Source organism: Rhodoferax sp., from assembly GCF_028688795.1.
GTDB lineage: Bacteria > Pseudomonadota > Gammaproteobacteria > Burkholderiales > Burkholderiaceae_C > Rhodoferax.
Genome location: NZ_JAQTXM010000050.1, coordinates 1 through 15,902, shown reverse-complemented (window position 1 = coordinate 15,902; position 15,902 = coordinate 1). Strand labels below are relative to the sequence as shown.

The 15,902-nt window shown below is 58.6% G+C and carries 16 protein-coding genes; 1 reads left to right on the top strand and 15 read right to left on the bottom strand.

Going from position 1 to position 15,902, the window contains the following annotated elements; translation table 11 throughout:
* Nucleotides 1–263 precede the first annotated feature (263 nt).
* Nucleotides 264–1,154 (top strand): EamA family transporter, encoded by an 891-nt coding sequence (locus tag PHQ58_RS21855; RefSeq protein WP_300115660.1) that lies wholly within the window; start codon nucleotides 264–266, stop codon nucleotides 1,152–1,154.
* 44 nt (nucleotides 1,155–1,198) lie between these two features.
* Here the strand turns inward: PHQ58_RS21855 and PHQ58_RS21850 are convergent, their stop codons facing one another.
* The 15 genes from PHQ58_RS21850 to PHQ58_RS21780 all read right to left on the bottom strand — a co-directional run bounded on the left by PHQ58_RS21850 (nucleotide 1,199) and on the right by PHQ58_RS21780 (nucleotide 15,763).
* Nucleotides 1,199–1,447: a crosslink repair DNA glycosylase YcaQ family protein gene (locus PHQ58_RS21850; RefSeq protein ID WP_300115658.1), complete on the bottom strand. Its 249-nt coding sequence runs from the start codon at nucleotides 1,445–1,447 to the stop codon at nucleotides 1,199–1,201.
* 177 nt (nucleotides 1,448–1,624) lie between these two features.
* Nucleotides 1,625–3,139: a rhodanese-like domain-containing protein gene (locus tag PHQ58_RS21845; RefSeq protein WP_300115655.1), complete on the bottom strand. Its 1,515-nt coding sequence runs from the start codon at nucleotides 3,137–3,139 to the stop codon at nucleotides 1,625–1,627.
* A 76-nt stretch (nucleotides 3,140–3,215) separates the two neighbouring features.
* On the bottom strand, nucleotides 3,216–3,410 hold the full coding sequence (locus PHQ58_RS21840; RefSeq protein WP_300115652.1) for a hypothetical protein: 195 nt from the start codon (nucleotides 3,408–3,410) through the stop codon (nucleotides 3,216–3,218).
* Between the two features lie 216 nt (nucleotides 3,411–3,626).
* The gene (locus PHQ58_RS21835) at nucleotides 3,627–7,103 is read right to left on the bottom strand and encodes a DEAD/DEAH box helicase family protein (protein ID WP_300115649.1); all 3,477 of its coding nucleotides are present in this window, start codon (nucleotides 7,101–7,103) and stop codon (nucleotides 3,627–3,629) included.
* 69 nt (nucleotides 7,104–7,172) lie between these two features.
* Nucleotides 7,173–7,313, bottom strand: coding sequence for a hypothetical protein (locus PHQ58_RS21830; protein WP_300115647.1), 141 nt, complete (start codon nucleotides 7,311–7,313; stop codon nucleotides 7,173–7,175).
* Nucleotides 7,310–7,600: a nucleotidyltransferase family protein gene (locus PHQ58_RS21825; RefSeq protein ID WP_300115646.1), complete on the bottom strand. Its 291-nt coding sequence runs from the start codon at nucleotides 7,598–7,600 to the stop codon at nucleotides 7,310–7,312. Before PHQ58_RS21825 ends, PHQ58_RS21830 begins: the two co-directional genes overlap by 4 nt.
* 319 nt (nucleotides 7,601–7,919) lie before the next feature.
* Complete coding sequence (locus PHQ58_RS21820) at nucleotides 7,920–8,489, bottom strand: hypothetical protein (RefSeq protein ID WP_300115644.1); 570 nt, start codon at nucleotides 8,487–8,489, stop codon at nucleotides 7,920–7,922.
* Entirely contained in the window at nucleotides 8,486–9,742 is a 1,257-nt protein-coding gene (locus tag PHQ58_RS21815) for an AAA family ATPase (protein WP_300115642.1), read from the bottom strand. Before PHQ58_RS21815 ends, PHQ58_RS21820 begins: the two co-directional genes overlap by 4 nt.
* Before the next feature lie 136 nt (nucleotides 9,743–9,878).
* Complete coding sequence (locus tag PHQ58_RS21810) at nucleotides 9,879–10,715, bottom strand: hypothetical protein (protein WP_300115640.1); 837 nt, start codon at nucleotides 10,713–10,715, stop codon at nucleotides 9,879–9,881.
* The gene (locus tag PHQ58_RS21805) at nucleotides 10,716–11,876 is read right to left on the bottom strand and encodes a restriction endonuclease subunit S (RefSeq protein WP_300115638.1); all 1,161 of its coding nucleotides are present in this window, start codon (nucleotides 11,874–11,876) and stop codon (nucleotides 10,716–10,718) included.
* A gap of 133 nt (nucleotides 11,877–12,009) precedes the next feature.
* On the bottom strand, nucleotides 12,010–12,501 hold the full coding sequence (locus tag PHQ58_RS21800) for a DUF3368 domain-containing protein (RefSeq protein WP_300115636.1): 492 nt from the start codon (nucleotides 12,499–12,501) through the stop codon (nucleotides 12,010–12,012).
* Entirely contained in the window at nucleotides 12,494–12,742 is a 249-nt protein-coding gene (locus PHQ58_RS21795) for a UPF0175 family protein (RefSeq protein ID WP_300115634.1), read from the bottom strand. Before PHQ58_RS21795 ends, PHQ58_RS21800 begins: the two co-directional genes overlap by 8 nt.
* Before the next feature lie 52 nt (nucleotides 12,743–12,794).
* Nucleotides 12,795–14,351 (bottom strand): class I SAM-dependent DNA methyltransferase, encoded by a 1,557-nt coding sequence (locus PHQ58_RS21790; RefSeq protein ID WP_300115632.1) that lies wholly within the window; start codon nucleotides 14,349–14,351, stop codon nucleotides 12,795–12,797.
* A gap of 93 nt (nucleotides 14,352–14,444) precedes the next feature.
* The gene (locus tag PHQ58_RS21785) at nucleotides 14,445–15,512 is read right to left on the bottom strand and encodes a winged helix DNA-binding domain-containing protein (protein ID WP_300115631.1); all 1,068 of its coding nucleotides are present in this window, start codon (nucleotides 15,510–15,512) and stop codon (nucleotides 14,445–14,447) included.
* Entirely contained in the window at nucleotides 15,509–15,763 is a 255-nt protein-coding gene (locus PHQ58_RS21780) for a YdeI/OmpD-associated family protein (protein ID WP_223905856.1), read from the bottom strand. The genes PHQ58_RS21785 and PHQ58_RS21780 overlap by 4 nt, the downstream gene beginning before the upstream one ends.
* Nucleotides 15,764–15,902 lie beyond the last annotated feature (139 nt).

Genomic DNA, 15,902 nt, shown 5'->3' with positions numbered 1-15,902 from the left:
TCTGCGCATGGCCGCACCGCCGGAGGTGCTGGCGAAGTGGGCGCAAGAGGGGTGATTGCGTTTCTAAATCACCTGCATCGTTGATGTCCGGTTTTGATCGTGATGTGTCCGCCCTGGCTCTGGTGCGCGGGATGTGCCGACCCTAAGATCAAGGCCCCTTCACTCTGATTTGAGCCGTCATCCATGTTCTGCGCCACCCCCATCCTTTCACCCTTGCCCATGTTTGAAACGGGTTGGGCACTGGCCGCATGAAGCCCGCTGCCATGCGCCCGCGTGACCTGGCCCTGGCGCTGCTGGTCATCGTGGTGTGGGGTGTCAACTTTGCCGTCATCAAGGTCGGGCTGGTTGGCGTGCCGCCGCTGCTGCTGGCGGCGCTGCGTTTTATGTTGGCGGCGTTTCCGGCGCTGCTGCTGGTGCGTGCCCCCAAGGTGCCGTTGCGCCTGTACCTGGCATTTGGGTTGACCATGTCGGTCGGGCAGTTTGCGTTTTTGTTCACGGCCATTCATGTCGGCATGCCGTCCGGGCTGGCTTCGCTGGTGCTGCAATCGCAGTCGTTTTTTACCCTGGTGCTGACGGCTTTGTGGCTCAAGGAAAAGTGGCATGCCAATCAACTCGCAGGCTTGCTGCTGGCTGCCGGTGGACTGGTGCTGATTGGCAGTGCTCATGGCGCGAGCATGCCACTCACCGGCTTCTTGCTGACCGTGGCGGCGGCAACGATGTGGGCCTGCGGCAACATCGTCAGCCGCGCGGTGGGGCGCTATGGGCCAATGAACCAACTGGCTTTTGTGGTCTGGGCCAGCCTGGTACCGCCGCTGCCACTGCTGGCGTTGTCCGCCGTGCTGGAAGGCCCGGCCGTGATGACTGCCGCGTTACAGGCGTTCAGCGTGCAAAGCTTTGCCGCCGTGGCCTACATCGCCTGGGCCTCCACCTTGTTTGGCTACGCGGTGTGGAACTATTTGCTGGCGCACTACCCGGTCAACCGCATCGCGCCCTTCACGCTGCTGGTGCCCCTGGTGGGCTTGAGCACTGGCTGGCTGGTGTTTGACGAGTCACTGCAGCCGGTTCATTTTGCCGGTGGCGCGTTGCTGATGGTGGGTTTGCTGGTCAACTTGTTTGGTGCGTCCTGGTTAGCTCGGCGGCAGTTGAAGACTTGATTCTGCAATGGTTTTGATAGCTGCTTACGCATACATTGACTGGGCTACAGGCCAAAATCGCTCACAACCCGAACCGGCAGCTTGTGAAACGCGCCATAGCGCTGCACCGCAGCGGCAAAGCCTTGCGCATCTGCCGGGCTCAGTGGGGTGAACGGTGTGGCGGTAATTTCTATCCCTGCCTTTTTGAAGACACGCTTCCAGGTGCCTACCACGCGCCCATCGATCACGAGGGTGGCGGCAAACATGCCGTTGCCGCCGGGGCAAGGCCAACGCCGCGTTGGATTTACTGGCACGTGCGCCGGATCAATCCCTTGAGAAGACCCGCGCCGCAATCATCACCCTGGCAACCGATGGCTACTCGATTTGGGCGACTGTGTTTCGGGCAGAGGCATTCATCTTGGCGGCCTTGGTGAAAAAGTATCCAGGCACAAAGGGCTGAGTCACGCTGGCGAAATAGCAGCCGTAGGCAATCAATAGGCCACAGCCCTGGCCACCACACTGGCCAACGGCAAATCTGCAGACTTCCAGCTTTCCATTCCACCGCGATACCAGCCCACCTGTGTGTAGCCCAATTTCTTGGCCCGCAAAGCCGCATTGACGGACAGCCAGCAATCGCGGCTCATACAGTAAAACACCAGTGGCTTGGCCGGGTCGGGGCTGAGCAATTTCAGCAAGCCGGCAAAGCGGGCTTCATACGCTTGTTCGGTCGTTGCATCGTCAAAAGCCAGACCCCCATTGAGCAAAGTCACCGCGCCTGGAATGGCATCGTTGACACCAGCCCAGACATCAATCACCACCGGGGGCTGTGAACTCTTGAGTGCCTGGGCGAGTTCCTGGGTGTTGACGGTTTGAATGCCATCCAAAGACTGGGGCGTGATGTCATGGACTTTTTGGGTTCTCGGCCCTTTGGCCGTGGTCATGCCACCACCGTATTGCTCATTCGCATAAAACTTTTCTGAGGGTGTTGCCAATTTCGCCAGCGCCTGCTCGTGGCTGACAGCTCCCGTCACATACCAGTCACGAATGTCATAACCGTTGACATACTGCGTTTCGCACAGGCGAGGCGCCTGGTTTTTGGGGTGATTGCAGGCGTAAAGAGCGCCCACAAAGGCCTGGACGAGCGAAGCACGGTTGCTGGTGGTTCCCAAACCTGATGAGGAGACCGCAATAGCCAGTGCTTTGTGTTCTTTGTTTCCGACAAAGTCAGTGATCAGTTTGCGGCATGCCTCGGAGCTGCATTTTTGTGCGCCAAGGTGGTCGAAGTAGGATGCCGGATCTGTGATGGCCTGGGTGAGATCTTTGCCCAGTATTTTGGGCATTTCTTTGTAGCCGTTGGGCAAGTCAATGGAAGTCAACTTGGGGGTCGTCACGATGCCCAGGCTCAACGCATCAAAGTCCTTGAATTCGGTGCAATCCTTGCGCAAGGATTGGGATGATTTGCAGTGATACGGGGGGTGTTTGGGCGTTCTGACCGGGTCGAACACGTGCAGCATCGCACCGGCATCGTCCATCTCGTAAAGCGCGGTATTCATGACGACAGGGTTGAACTGCGTTGACATGTGCTGCTTGTAAAAAGCGAATATCTGGGGCTGCACATAAGAACTCACCTGTTTGGTGTCTTTGTTGTGTGCCCCATGAATGCCGATGAAGGTCATTGCCGGGCCGAAGGCATCCGAAAATGAACGCTCTTTGCCACCCATAAACATGATCGAGCAAGCCGACAAGCAATGACCGGCAATCACGGTGTGGAGACCACGTTCGGCAATCAGGCGACCTATGTTGAGGCCCGTCCAGAGGTCGCCTCCAGGAGAATTGACAAAAACCACTTGATCCACACCGGGTTGGTCGATGGCCTCCTGAAACTCCTTCAAATCATTTTCGACCGGGCCAGTGGCATAAAGGGTTTTGCCGTGCACCTCAAGCTTCATGGCGCAGGCCGCAAACGACATCCAAAAGGCGATCACACAGACAAATATTTGCTTCATACGTTTCTGACCGGATGATCCGGGTTTTCAAAAAACTCAGTATCGCATCCCTGTACAGCGCGACCTGCGGTGTGTTTTACACCGCCAGCAACCCCCACCCCAGCATCAGCGCCGTGCACCACATCATCACATCCAGCCAGCGCCGCAGGGCTGGGGAACTCAGGCGCTGGCCCAGGCTGAACACGCACCGGCCCATGCCGGCAAACCAGAGCGCCGAGCCGGTGGCTGCGCCCATGCCAAACAGTGTTTTGCCCGGTGTGCCCCAGGCCATGATGAGGGACAGGCTTCACGCCAGGCCAGCGCGGAAGGCAGGAGACAGGGGCGAGGCAAGAGTTGGCATAGCTTGGGATTCCAGCCGGTGGCGCGTTGTTGATGGTCGGCTTGCTGATCAACCTGTTTGGCGCGCCCTTGCTGGCGCGCTGGAAATCAAAGCCTTGAAAAGTGCATGTGCCGTCAAGCATCCAACACCACACCAGCGGCACAGACACTAGGCGGCCAGCGCGGTACAGCGCACTTGCTCCAGCACATGAAAGATGGCATCCACCTCGGCGGCAGAGAACAGGGCATCCGGCCCCTGCGGTGCGTAGCTGGTGAAGGGCGGCTCGTACAGCAGGGCCGGGTCCATGATGCCGCGCTCGGTCAGGTGGGTGACGATCAGGTTCACAAACTCCAACTGGTTGGCGTTCAGCGTCTTGCCCATCACAAAACCGTTCAACGCTTGTGTGGCCGCCTCGCGGTCCAGCCCCACCAGTGAGCGCACAAACAGGCCCAGGCCATGCGCCTGCTGCCCGGCGCGGGCCACGTCTTCAGCAGTGGCGGTGCCGCTGTCGATCAGCAGGCGTTCCAGCTCGGCCAGGTCGGTGGCGGTCAGCGGCTGGTTGCGGCGCAGCTTGTGCAGGGTGATGTGGTCTTCGTGCGCACGCAGATAGGCGCGTACCTTGAGGCGAAAGCGTTCAAAGTCGCCCGCACTGCCGCCCAGCGGCAAGGCGACCTCCGTGGTCTCGCCCACGGTATCACAGAAGTCTGTGTAGACCACTTTGCGCCGCGTTTTTTCCAGCAGCTTGATCAGCCCGCGCAAGTGCCTGCGCGCCTGCTCCAGCATGGGCAGGGTCACGTCTTGCCACCACTCCTCGCCCGCTACCGCCTCGATCAGCACCATGTGCTTTTTCACCTCGGGGATGCTGCCCAGCTCCAGCAGCCCATCGGCCAGCGCACGCACCTGCTCACGCAGGCGGGCAAAGCCCACATCGCCACGGGCGCTGCCCAACTGGGTACGCAGCATCAGCAAGTCAAAGCGCTTGGCTTCTTCATCGTCGTCCCGCACGGCGCTGGGCAGGCCTGAGACGTGCTCGGCCAACTCCACCAGTTGCTCATGGCTGACTTTGTGCCAGGTTTGGGGCTGGCTCCAGGGCTCCACCCAGCGGCGCTTGGGGCGCACCACAAAATTGTCCAACCGCATGCCTGCCACCACCGTGTGCAAGTCGCTGACCGTGTCGGCACGTAGGGCCGCCGTCGTCAGGCCGTAAGCCGCCGCTGGCTCGGCCACCTTGGCATCGGTAGCACCCGGTTCCTGCGCCAGTTGCTCGTCCAGCACAGACAGCAATTCGAGCCGCGCCTTGAAGGTGCGCTGGCTCAAGGGCTCTACCACGTTGCCCTTGCTGCCCTCCAAGTTCTGGCTGAAGAACTCCAGGTTCTGGCAGAAGTCGAAGATCACAAACTCTTTTTTATCCTGCTCCGGGCCAAACAGGTCTTTGCACAAGCGCGTGCCGCGGCCCACCATTTGCCAGAACTTGGCCTTGGAGCGCACGATCTTGAAGAACACCAGGTTCACCACCTCGGGCACGTCAATGCCGGTGTCGAGCATGTCCACTGAGATGGCAATGTGCGGTGCTTTCTCTTTGACCGAAAAGTCGTCAATCAAACTCTGCGCGTATTCGGTCTGGTAGGTGATGACGCGGGCGAACTGCCCCGCATAGTGCGGGTAGTTGGCGTTGAAGCGCTCGGCGATGAAATTGGCATGCGCATTGTTCTTGGCAAAGATGATGGCCTTGCCCAGCCGGTCACCGCCTGCCACCTTGTGGCCGTCACGCATCAGCGTCTCCAGCACCTTGTCTACCGTGTCAGTGTTGAACAGCCACTTGTTCACCGCCTCGGCGCCCACCTCGTCGGGGGTGTGGCCTTCATCGTCCCAATCCAGCTCGTCCCACTGGGCGCGCTCGTCCTCGCTTAACTCGGCGTACTTGATGCCCTCGCGCTGGAACTTCAGCGGCACCGACACGGTGCGTGGCGGCACCAGGTAGCCCTCGGCAATGGCGTCCTCCAGGCCATAGGCATCTGTGGGTACACCGTTTTCCAGCTCAAACAGGCTGTAGGTGTTGCGATCGATCTCGTCTTTGGGCGTGGCCGTCAGGCCCACCAGCAGCGCATCAAAGTAGGCAAAGATGGCGCGGTACTTTTGGTAGATGGAGCGGTGCGCCTCGTCCACGATGATCAGGTCAAAATGCCCCACGCCAAAGCGGCGTAAGCCATCATCCGTCTCATTGATCAAGCCCATCATCGTGGGGTAGGTGCTCACAAACACGCGGCCTTCGGTGTCCTTGTCGGTCACCAGATTCACCGCCGCGGCATCGGGCAGATGCGCCTTGAAGGCATTGACCGCCTGGTTCACCAGCGCCACGCGGTCGGCCAGAAACAAGATGCGCTTGGCCCAGTTGGCGCGCTGCAATAGGTCCACCAGCGCGATCACGGTGCGCGTCTTGCCCGCGCCGGTAGCCATCACCACCAGGGCTTTGCGCTGGCGGTCGCGCTCATAGGTTTCGCCAATACGGCGAATGGCGCGCAGCTGGTAATGCCGCTCCACGATTGAACTGTTGATGCTCACACCCGCCAAGGGCTTGGCAGACGTGCGCCGCTGCACCAGCAGTTGCAACTCGTCCTTTTTGTGGAAGCCCTGCACCGGGCGCGGCGGGTAGGTGCTGTCGTCCCAAAACCAGTGCTCGTAACCGTTGGTGGTGTAGATCAGCGGGCGCTGGCCAAACTGCGTTTGCAGGCAATCGGCGTAGAGCTTGGCCTGCTGCTGGCCCACGCGGGCATCGCGCCGGGTGCGCTTGGCCTCCACCACGGCCAGCGGTTTGCCATCGTCACCCCACAGTACGTAGTCCACATACCCAAGCCCCTGGTTGTTGGGCATGCCTTGCACTTCAAACTCACGGTCGCGCAGCTGGTCCAGCTTCCAGCCCGCTTCCTTGAGCAGCAGGTCAATGTAGAGGTCGCGCGTTTCGGCCTCGTTGTAGTCGTGCGTGTCCGGTGTGGCGGTGTTGGCGACTTTGGCGGCGGCCACTTCGGCGCGCAGCTGCGCCAGCTCGGCATCCAGCGCTTCCTGCTTATGCTGCGCAGCGGCCAGCGCTGCGTCGCGCGCGGCCAGTTCGTCGGCCAAGGTTGCCAACTTTTGTAATGCGGCCTGCGTAGCTTGTGCGCTGGCCTGGGCGGCAGCTTGTTCGGCTGCTGCATTGGTAGGGCGGGGCAACAAGTCTGCACGGAACTGCAGCGCCGGGTCGGGTCGCACCGCCACATTGCGCCCGTAATTGCGCGCCAGCCAAAACGCCACCTGGAACAGCTCGCGCAGCACCGCTGTGGCATCAGCCGCCGTGATGGGCCGCGCGCTGTGCACGGCGTTGTTGCCCTGTTTACGCACCACATCCATCTTGGCGTGCAGCGCGGGGCCGACCAGCACCTTGAATGTGGGCTCAAACAAAAACGCCGACAGATCGGGCTTGTAGGGCATTTGCAGCCGACCACCGCGCCCGCCCTCGGCCTGAAACAGCCACACCACCGCCAGCTCCAGCGTGCGGCGGGCGTAGAAACAGGCGGTGCGCGGGTCGCTCAAAGCGGCCTGCTCGGCCTTGCCCGCCTCGGCACACAGCGCGGGCCATTCGGCCTGCAGAAATGAGAAATTGGAGGCCATTAGGTTTGACCCCATAAGGTCAAAAATTGGTGCTTGTTCAATGAAAGTGCCGAAAGTGACCTCATGGGGTCACTTTTTTGAGGCGTCTAACAGTGCTGCTACCTGTGCGCGCAGCTCGGGCAAGTCGTCAACATAGCGGTGAATACGATCAATGGCCTGAACGATGTGACCCAGATATTCTGGCAAGCGCAATATGTCCGCCTTGCTCATACCGCCACGGCCTCCTGCAATACAAGCGCCCGAAAGTGGTCAGGAATGGCACGCGGTGTCAACACATCCACGGGAATGCCCAATAACTCTTTGAGTTCGTAGCGGATGGCCCCAATGTCCATCATGGTTGTTTCAGAAGTTGGCTCTACCAACAGATCAAGGTCGCTGTCGTTGGTGTCATCACCATGCACGACCGATCCAAACACGCGCACGTTGGACACCCGGTGGCGCAAAGCAATTGCGCGAATTGCTTCGCGGTGGTTTTGCAGGGCAGTGGATGGACGCATGGTGTGGACTCCCTTGTTCAAGGTGTATTTAGTGTAGCTTCCACTTCTGTCAGCCGTCGCACCAACTCAGCAGACGGCGGTGGCTCGGTCATGAACATGGGCATACGGTGGCATCGTCTTGCGCAGATCGGCTTACCGCTGCGCCGCAGGTCATTGCGTTGCAGAACCGATGCATCGGCGGAGTCGGTGTGTTGCCCATTTTTGCCACGAAAAATAGTCATTATTTGTGGCAAAAATGCGAGCTACAACTCCCCTGCAAACGCCCGCTGCTGCAGCTTGTGCGTTCAGGGCATCCAGCTGGGCCAGGGCGGCGCGGTGGCTAAACCACCTGGCGTTCGACGGCCTCGGCAATGAGTGGAGCCCACTGACGAAGCCCTTCAAGGGTCAAATTGCCCGACAGATATTGCTCGTACCAAGACTGTCGCCAACGAAGAACACGTTCCCCATCGCGCAACCCAAGGCGCTTCAATGTGTACTCAGCTTTGGTGCGGAAAGCTGCAGGTACGGCATCCGTTACCCGCATCTGCAATGAGGGGAGTTCAATCTCAAACCAGCCTGCCTGAACCTCAAACGGATCAAGCACCGTGTCATCTGCATTGCGCTTGGATGAGTTCAAAGTGGCTGATGCGTAGCGGTAATTGCTCCAGTCAAAAGCCTTTTTGGGGTGATTTTTGAAGCTCAAATAGTGGTCTACCGTGCCCCCAGTTGGATCGTGCATAGCAGCGTAACCACACAGACCCGAAAACCCGTCCGCAAGCGTTTTGGTATAGGGTGTCCAAAGCGCTTTAGGGCGTTTGGCCTTCGGGTTGTCGTTGAGCCATTGATCTCCGGGCACTTTGACCTTTGCATCAAAGTCTCTCGGTTTTTTGACCTTGGCCACCGGAATCATGCTTTCCCCTTCGGCGCATCCTTGCGCTGAGTGGTAACAATCCAGCGTGGCCAAAACATGTCGCCGGCGGGTAGCAATTTCTGCAGGCGGGCATGGATGGCTGTCTTGGTTGCCAAGCCTGCAGGCAAATTTTTCTCCCCTCGCATCAAGGCTTCAGCGGCTTCAATGGCCTCTTCTGCCTCCTTTGACCGCGCTTGTTCCAAGCCAAAAGTTTCCGACACCAACCAATTGGTAGCGTCACCTTGCGTCGCCCAACCGCCTTGGTCAATGGCGACTGCGCCGTTTTTCAAAGACAAATGAATCAGGTCATCCAAAGCAGCGTCAAAAATCGGCTCTACGGATGCCGCCACAAGCGGCGAGTGCGTTGCCACCATGACCTGTGGCGGGGTTCCCGCCTTGCCCCGCAACTCATCCACCGCTTTGAAAAGGCTGGGCAATACGGTGCGTTGCCAACGCGGGTGCAAGTGTGTTTCAGGCTCGTCAAACAGAATGACAAAACGGTTTTCCGGCTTCTTGCCCAGCAACTTTGCGGCCACTGCATGCTCATGCCAAGCCCAGACCAAAAAGTACACCAGGGCCAAGATGCGCCGCACGCCCGCAGATGCAAGCGCCACGGGCACAGTTTGGTTGCCCACCAACAGCGTGGGGCGGTCACGCCCCTCGCCGATGAAAACGCGTTGTGGCTGGCCTGCACGTAAAGGCTCTTGCACTGGTGACATGACCCGCAACACGCTTTCAAGTGCTTGAAACTGTGGTTTACGCCCCTCTTGCCAATTCACCCAATCGCGCTCCAAGCCTTCACACACCCGCTGCCCATTGATGTCCAAACCGTTCCAGACCTCGTCAGCCTTGAAGTGGTACGCGGCAGGACGAGCAGGATCGGTGCGCCAGTAGTTGCGGGCCGGGTCCCACACGGAGAAGCCGCCGTCAATGCGGATGTACACCACGATGCCCGGCATCACCGGGCGCGCCTGGGGTAGCGGCCAGCTTGCATCCGGGCGGTGAAATTCAGAAGTGATCGGTTTTGCCGCCACGCCTTTGCCTTTAACCGCATAGTCAATCGAGGCCTTCTTGGTCGTCATCGGCAAGGCCACGGAGCCCGCCCAAGTGCGGGTCAAGGCCCACCACGCCAAGTCCAGTAAAAAGCTCTTGCCCAGGCCGTTGTCCCCCGCAATCAGGCTCAGGCGCTCTGCCCACTCCACCTTTACGTCCGGAGCAAGCCCGACGTTCTTCAAGTGCAAATACTTCAGCATGTTTGTGGCCTAGAAATGGTTTAGCACGAATTTACCCTACAACGCCCCCGCAAACGCCCGCTGCTGCAGCGAGGCGAACAGGGCATCTAGCTGGGCCAGAGCGCTGCGGCGGGTGGCTTTGAACCGCCAGGCGTTGTCAAGCATGGGACGCACCATACAGATTTTCATAATTCAACCCTTCCGTCAGGTACGGAACAAAGCCAGCAAGAAGAATGGAAATTGCCATTACGTCCTTTAGCTCCAGTTCTCGCAATTTATTCGCGGCAGTCCCTCCGTGACGAATTCCAGGGTAGTCGCAAGCAAAGCCATACAGCTCTTTGATCGCTTCTTTTACCTTGGCATGCGGCCAAGTATTGGCTTGATTACAGATGACACCCAGGGTATTGCCAGTAACGGCAGGGAGCTGTCCGCCTAATGCTTCCAAGAGATTTACCTGCTTCTGAATGCACGTCTTTATTTGGTTTGCTGAGTTGTTAGCTCTGAGGTCTCGAACAGAAGACTCAAAATCGTTCATCAACGAAGACAAATGGGCATCAGTGTTTGTGTGAGTACGCAAGTCGCGAAGTAGATTCGAAAAAATTCCAGGCAAAGTCGGGCAAAGTACACACGGTCTGCGCAGCTCGTAACGAAGGCTGAATTTTTGAATAACGCCTTCCAGCAGTAAGAAATAGGGGTCACTGAGGACTGTTCCGCACAAATCATCAAGCGTTTCTAGCACTTGCTCAAGAGCGAGAGCAAGCGCGCGTTCGTTAGAAAAGCTGCTTGCAGCCAAGGCATAGAACGCATCACGAGCATCGAAAGTATTGTCAACAATGTTGGCTAGTTCTTCCGCTGTAAGCTGTACGGCGAAAGCCACAGAAACTGTTCGATAAAGTTCGCAAAACAAATCATCGGGCGCATCTTCCATCTGTGCCAAAGGCTCCCATACCTCACGGGTCAGTTCGGACCAAATTCCAATAAATTCGCCGCGCATTCAAAGCTCCCCAGCAAAAGCTTTGCTCTGCAAAACACCAAACAATTCATCTAAATCCACGAGAGCCGATTTATGTAGCCTCTTGAGGTTAGAAATTTGCCTCAAGCGATTTGCGAATACCTCTTGCAAATGCACTGGCGGCACTGGAATCTCAATTCGCTCAAATGATGACTTTTTCAAAATGGGCAAGGTGGTAGAAGCGCCCCAAGAAACGATCGTCGGCTTGAAGAAGCGCATAACTTCATAGCCAAAATGATCGTTGATGTCGCTCCCCCAGACCACCGCATTCAATTGCTGGTTAAACGCTGACTCTTTTAGAGCCATGCCAACCTTCCCGATAGTCGCGCCAATACAGCAAACCAGGGTTGAGCCAGCACGTACTACGTCAACCTCCTTTGCGCCCGCTTCGGTAATACTTCTGCGCACTGGTTCACCACTTTCAAGATCACCCGGGGTCATAAAAGGTATCGGACCATCGAACATACCTTCCTTTGAACTAGGTGGAGTCCCACCAGTTATGACCTTACCCAGCTCCTTCAATGTTTTTACAGGCCACAAGTTTGGATTTGAAGCCGGGTCGCCAAACATATCGAGAAAGAGGGACTGGGTGAGGGTGTCGAGGTGGGCCAGGGCTTGGCGGCGTTGGGTTCGGAGGGTTTCGGCCTGATCCAGGATGGCGGCGATGCGACGTTGCTCTTCCAGCGGCGGCAGTGGAATCGGCGCTGATCGAATATCGCCTTGCGTTATGTTGGTCATTGACCCACTCGAACCACCAGCACATTTGAAAAAGTGAGCAGTAGCTGCAGGGAAACGCAAAGCTCGAACAAGATATTTTCGATCCACAAGTGCGCTATTGGGAATGAGCTTGAGTATCTTGTCAGAGAGTAAGAGCTGCGGGTGATCACCGCGAACCAAGACAGGTGCGCCAACCAACTCGCGCGTATTTGCGCGTGAGATCAATATATCCCCATCCATCGGACGTGGGCATTCTCCTGGTTCGTAATCCGCAGGCATTGCCTTGTTTTGTTGGGGCCGAAACTCCCCCCAAGTTACCGCGCTGACTTTGAGAATGCCATATTCACCGTCTTGTGCTTGGCGCTCCATCGTTTGAATGCTCTTCCCGGAAACGATCGACTGAAGGACCGCTCCGACAGTTGTCATTGAGGAACTCACTTCAACATCCCCTCCACCGCCTTCATCCCCCGCGCAATCTTCCACATCCTTGCCTTCTTCATATTACTCTCGTTTTGATAGCTGTTTGCGCACGTTTCACATGGGCTAGAAGCTGATTTTCCTAACACTGCATCAACGCAAACCGCACCACCTGCTCACTGAGCCAGATGCCCTGCGCTCGCATACGCCGCAACGCATCCGGTATTGACACGTCATAGCCCAGCCGCTTGGCTTTGAGCAGCACGCCCACGGAGCCGGTCAGGCTGAGCCCGCACAAACGCGCCACCCGACGGCCCGCCGTCTCGTCGATGCACACCAAAGGCAAGCCCAGGTTCATGGCGGTTTGAATGACGGACGCTTCGCCGCGATCCAGGGAGTTTTCCAGGAACGGTTGCAACACCACCGGCCCGCTTTGAACTTCCAGCCAGTCGGCACCGTTGAATGCGTCTACCCCAAACGACTGTTGGCCACCGGCACGAACCTCTTGTGCAACCTCCTGCGGCACCACCACGCGGGCGTACAAAAACTTCAAGACATCCAGGCTGCCTATGGCTGCGCTGATGGCGATCAGCGGTGTGGTGTTGGTAACGAGTACCTGGCTGCGCTCAGGCATTGCGGATGTCCGACGCCAATTCGTCGTCTTCCAGGTCGATCATGGACACGCCAAAGCGCTGCAACTGCGCGAGAAAGGTCACCCGGTCCATGCCGATCAGGCTGGCGGCCATGCCGGATGAGAGGCGCTTCATTTCAAACAGCTTGGCTGCCATGGCCAGCTTGGCCTCGGCAGCGAAGTCGTCCGGTGCACGGTGCATGGCATCCAGATAGTGGTTGGGCACATCGACAACGATTTGCATGGTGAGTCCTTGGTGGTGGGCGACGGGTCAGTATCGTACTTTCAAGCGGGTGTCAGGAGTTCTCAAGCATCCCCTCCAACGCCTTCATCCCCGCCGCAATCTCCTCCTCCAGCTTGGCCAGCTCGGCCAAGATGTCCGACGGCGCGCGGTGTTGCACCTGGGCATGCACTACTTCCTTGTAGCGGTTAATGCTCAGGTCGTAGCCGTTGGCGGCAATGTCGGCCTTGGGCACGCAGAAGCTTTGCTCGGTGCGGCTGCGCTGGCGCTCAGCCCCTTCGCGCTGCGCCCAGCGGGCCAGTACGTCAGGCAGGTTATTTTTCGAATGTTCCTCTTTTGATAGCTGGTTGCGCACGTAGGACGAGCGCTGCAGGCCTAATTTATCTTCAGGCAGCAGCGGCTGGCGCTTGTCGTCCAGGCTGTAGCCGTCGGCCTGCATGTCGTAGAACCACACCTGATCCGTGCCGCCGCTGTTGGTTTTGGTGAAGAACAGGATAGCGGTGCTGACACCCGCGTAGGGTTTGAACACGCCGCCGGGCAGGCTGACGATGCCGTCGAGCTTTTGCTCTTCCACCAGCATTTTGCGCAGGGCTTTGTGCGCGGTGCTGCTGCCAAACAGCACACCGTCGGGCACGATGACGGCGGCGCGGCCACCGGGTTTGAGCAGGCGCAAGAACAGGGCCAGAAACAGCAGCTCGGTCTTCTTGGTCTTGACGGTTTGCAGCAAGTCCTTGGCCACGTTCTCATAGTCCAGGCTGCCAGCGAACGGGGGGTTGGCCAACACCAGGCTGTAGCGGCCTTCTTCACCACTGTGCTCCTGGCCCAGCGAGTCGCGGTAGGTGATGGCAGGGTTGTCCACGCCGTGCAGCATCATGTTCATGCTGCCGATGCGCAGCATGGTGTTGTCAAAGTCGTAGCCATGGAACATGGCATGGTTGAAGTGGTGGTTCAGCTTGGCATCGTGGAACAGCGTGTCGTGGTGGCTACGCAGGTATTCGCCCGCCGCCACCAGGAAGCCGCAAGTGCCCGATGCCGGGTCGCAAATGGTGTCCGTGGGCGTGGGGGCGGTCATTTCCACCATCAGCTGGATGATGTGGCGCGGGGTGCGGAACTGGCCGTTTTGCCCGGCGCTGGCGATCTTGCCCAGCATGTATTCGTACAGGTCGCCCTTGGTGTCGCGGTTGTCCATGGGCACGGCATCCAGCAGGTCCACCACCTTGGCCAGAAGCGCTGGCGTGGGGATGGTGAAGCGCGCGTCCTTCATGTGGTGGGCGTAGGTGGAGTCATCCGAACCCAGGGTGCGCAGAAAGGGGAAGACGTGTTCGCCCACGATGACGAACATTTCGCTGGGGGCTTCGTTTTTGAAGCGGCTCCAGCGCAGGGTGTCGTACGCGCGGCCCCGCGCATCTGCGCCTTCGGGGAATATGCGCCGCGCCATGGGGCGCTTCAGGCGCGTGGCCTTGTTTTCTTCCAGGGTGTGCAGGTCGTCCAGGCGGCGCAGAAAGAGCAGGTAGGTGATCTGCTCGATGACCTCGATGGGGTTGGCAATGCCGCCGGACCAGAAGGCGTTCCAGATCTGGTCTATTTTGCTTTTGATGTCGCCGGTAATCATGGTGATTCTGGGCTATAGCCCTTGTAGGTTCTTGGCATGTTGCTATTGAATTAAAAGCAAACTATGGTGCCAAGTATCGCACCTCAAACAGCCCTATAAGACCACCCGCACCGGCAAGTTGTGAAACGCGCCATAACGCTGCGCTGCGGCGGCGAAGCGTTGGGCATCCGCTGGGCTCAGGTGGGTGAAGGGTGTGGCGGTGATGTCTACCACGGCCTTTTTGAAGACGCGCTTCCAGGTGCCCAGCACCCGCCCGTCGATCACGATGGTGGCGGCAAACATGCCGTTGCCACCGGGGCAAATCTTCTCGGCGTGGGCCGCGTCGAGCACCGCGCTGCGGTCTTTGTAGCCCAACAGATATTCATCAAAACCGGGCAGGGCAAAGGCGTTTGTCGCTGCTTTCGGCGTGGGGCTGTCGGCGGGCAACCAGTAGGTGAGTTTGCCCACGGTGTCAGACACCAGCCGGGAATGGATGGCAGCCAGGCCACTGCGCGCCTCTGTGGCACTCAGGCCCGACCACCAGATGAAGTCTTGCAGCGTGGCAGGGCCTCGGCTGAGGAAATAACGCGCGGCCAATTCGGCCAGCGCTTCGTCACGGGTTTTGGACGGTGTGGGGGCAATCCATTCATCGACCAGGGCAAAGTTTTGCTCCTTGTCGTTGGAGGTGCTCAAGCAGATCAAGCCGTGCAAGGCGCAGTTCCACAGAATGTGGTAGCCGCGATACCCCTCGGTGGAGATGTGGGCCTGTGCCAGGGCGGCATACATGTCCTCGCGTGACAGGTGTTTTCCGCCCTGCAAGGCTTGGGTGAACACCGCGCGGCAACGGGCCAGGGTGGTGTCGTCCAACTCCAGCGCACGGCGGCGGCTGGCACTGCCGCTCAGGTTTTTGGGCGAGGTCAGCATCAGCATCCAGCGCAAGTCTTGTGCTGCCACCACATGCAGCGTGCCGCGCATTGGCCAGGTTCGCACGAGTTTGCCGGTATCAAAAGCCTGCACCACATCGGCCTGGGTGGCTTGTGGCATACGCAGTGCAATCGACCACTTGACACCGGGGTAGTCCTGCCCTTGCAGGCCGCCCAGCCACGCCACCACCTGCTCGGGCTGCGTCAGGTGCGGCTGGGCGATGTGCTGGTGGTGCAGGCGCAGGGCGGGGATGTTCATGGTCGCGGGTCTTTGGCGCGGTAGGGCATCTTCATGTAGGCATTGCCTGCGGCCAATTCAGCCAGCATTTGCGCCAAGCGTTTGTGCTGCGTGGCCGGAAGTTTGGCGCGTGTGATCCAGCCAATGTAGTCGTTGCGCTGGTACGGTGGGCGGGCTTCATAGGCAGCAGTGAGGTTTTTCTCTGCCAAGGCGGCGCGGATCGCCTCTGGCATGGGGTAAGACTCACGAGTCATGCGGGAAGAGCTTGTCATGGGTACTCCTTGGGTAGTATTTTCCAATTCAGGTATGAGCCTGAACAAGGTCAATTTGGCTGTTTTTGTTGTGCGGGTTGACCGGGTTGGAAACTGGCAGTTTAAGGTCTTTATTTCAAACGGCTGAATGGCCAAGCGA

Bases quoted from the DNA above. Each gene is read 5' to 3' on its own strand.
- PHQ58_RS21820 (WP_300115644.1), bottom strand. From the start codon at position 8,489: ATGATTCCGGTGGCCAAGGTCAAAAAACCGAGAGACTTTGATGCAAAG.
- PHQ58_RS21840 (WP_300115652.1), bottom strand. From the start codon at position 3,410: ATGGCCTGGGGCACACCGGGCAAAACACTGTTTGGCATGGGCGCAGCC.
- PHQ58_RS21785 (WP_300115631.1), bottom strand. From the start codon at position 15,512: ATGAACATCCCCGCCCTGCGCCTGCACCACCAGCACATCGCCCAGCCG.
- PHQ58_RS21815 (WP_300115642.1), bottom strand. From the start codon at position 9,742: ATGCTGAAGTATTTGCACTTGAAGAACGTCGGGCTTGCTCCGGACGTA.
- PHQ58_RS21825 (WP_300115646.1), bottom strand. From the start codon at position 7,600: ATGCGTCCATCCACTGCCCTGCAAAACCACCGCGAAGCAATTCGCGCA.
- PHQ58_RS21780 (WP_223905856.1), bottom strand. From the start codon at position 15,763: ATGACAAGCTCTTCCCGCATGACTCGTGAGTCTTACCCCATGCCAGAG.
- PHQ58_RS21805 (WP_300115638.1), bottom strand. From the start codon at position 11,876: ATGACAACTGTCGGAGCGGTCCTTCAGTCGATCGTTTCCGGGAAGAGC.
- PHQ58_RS21830 (WP_300115647.1), bottom strand. From the start codon at position 7,313: ATGAGCAAGGCGGACATATTGCGCTTGCCAGAATATCTGGGTCACATC.
- PHQ58_RS21810 (WP_300115640.1), bottom strand. From the start codon at position 10,715: ATGCGCGGCGAATTTATTGGAATTTGGTCCGAACTGACCCGTGAGGTA.
- PHQ58_RS21790 (WP_300115632.1), bottom strand. From the start codon at position 14,351: ATGATTACCGGCGACATCAAAAGCAAAATAGACCAGATCTGGAACGCC.
- PHQ58_RS21795 (WP_300115634.1), bottom strand. From the start codon at position 12,742: ATGCAAATCGTTGTCGATGTGCCCAACCACTATCTGGATGCCATGCAC.
- PHQ58_RS21835 (WP_300115649.1), bottom strand. From the start codon at position 7,103: ATGGCCTCCAATTTCTCATTTCTGCAGGCCGAATGGCCCGCGCTGTGT.
- PHQ58_RS21800 (WP_300115636.1), bottom strand. From the start codon at position 12,501: ATGCCTGAGCGCAGCCAGGTACTCGTTACCAACACCACACCGCTGATC.
- PHQ58_RS21855 (WP_300115660.1), top strand. From the start codon at position 264: ATGCGCCCGCGTGACCTGGCCCTGGCGCTGCTGGTCATCGTGGTGTGG.
- PHQ58_RS21845 (WP_300115655.1), bottom strand. From the start codon at position 3,139: ATGAAGCAAATATTTGTCTGTGTGATCGCCTTTTGGATGTCGTTTGCG.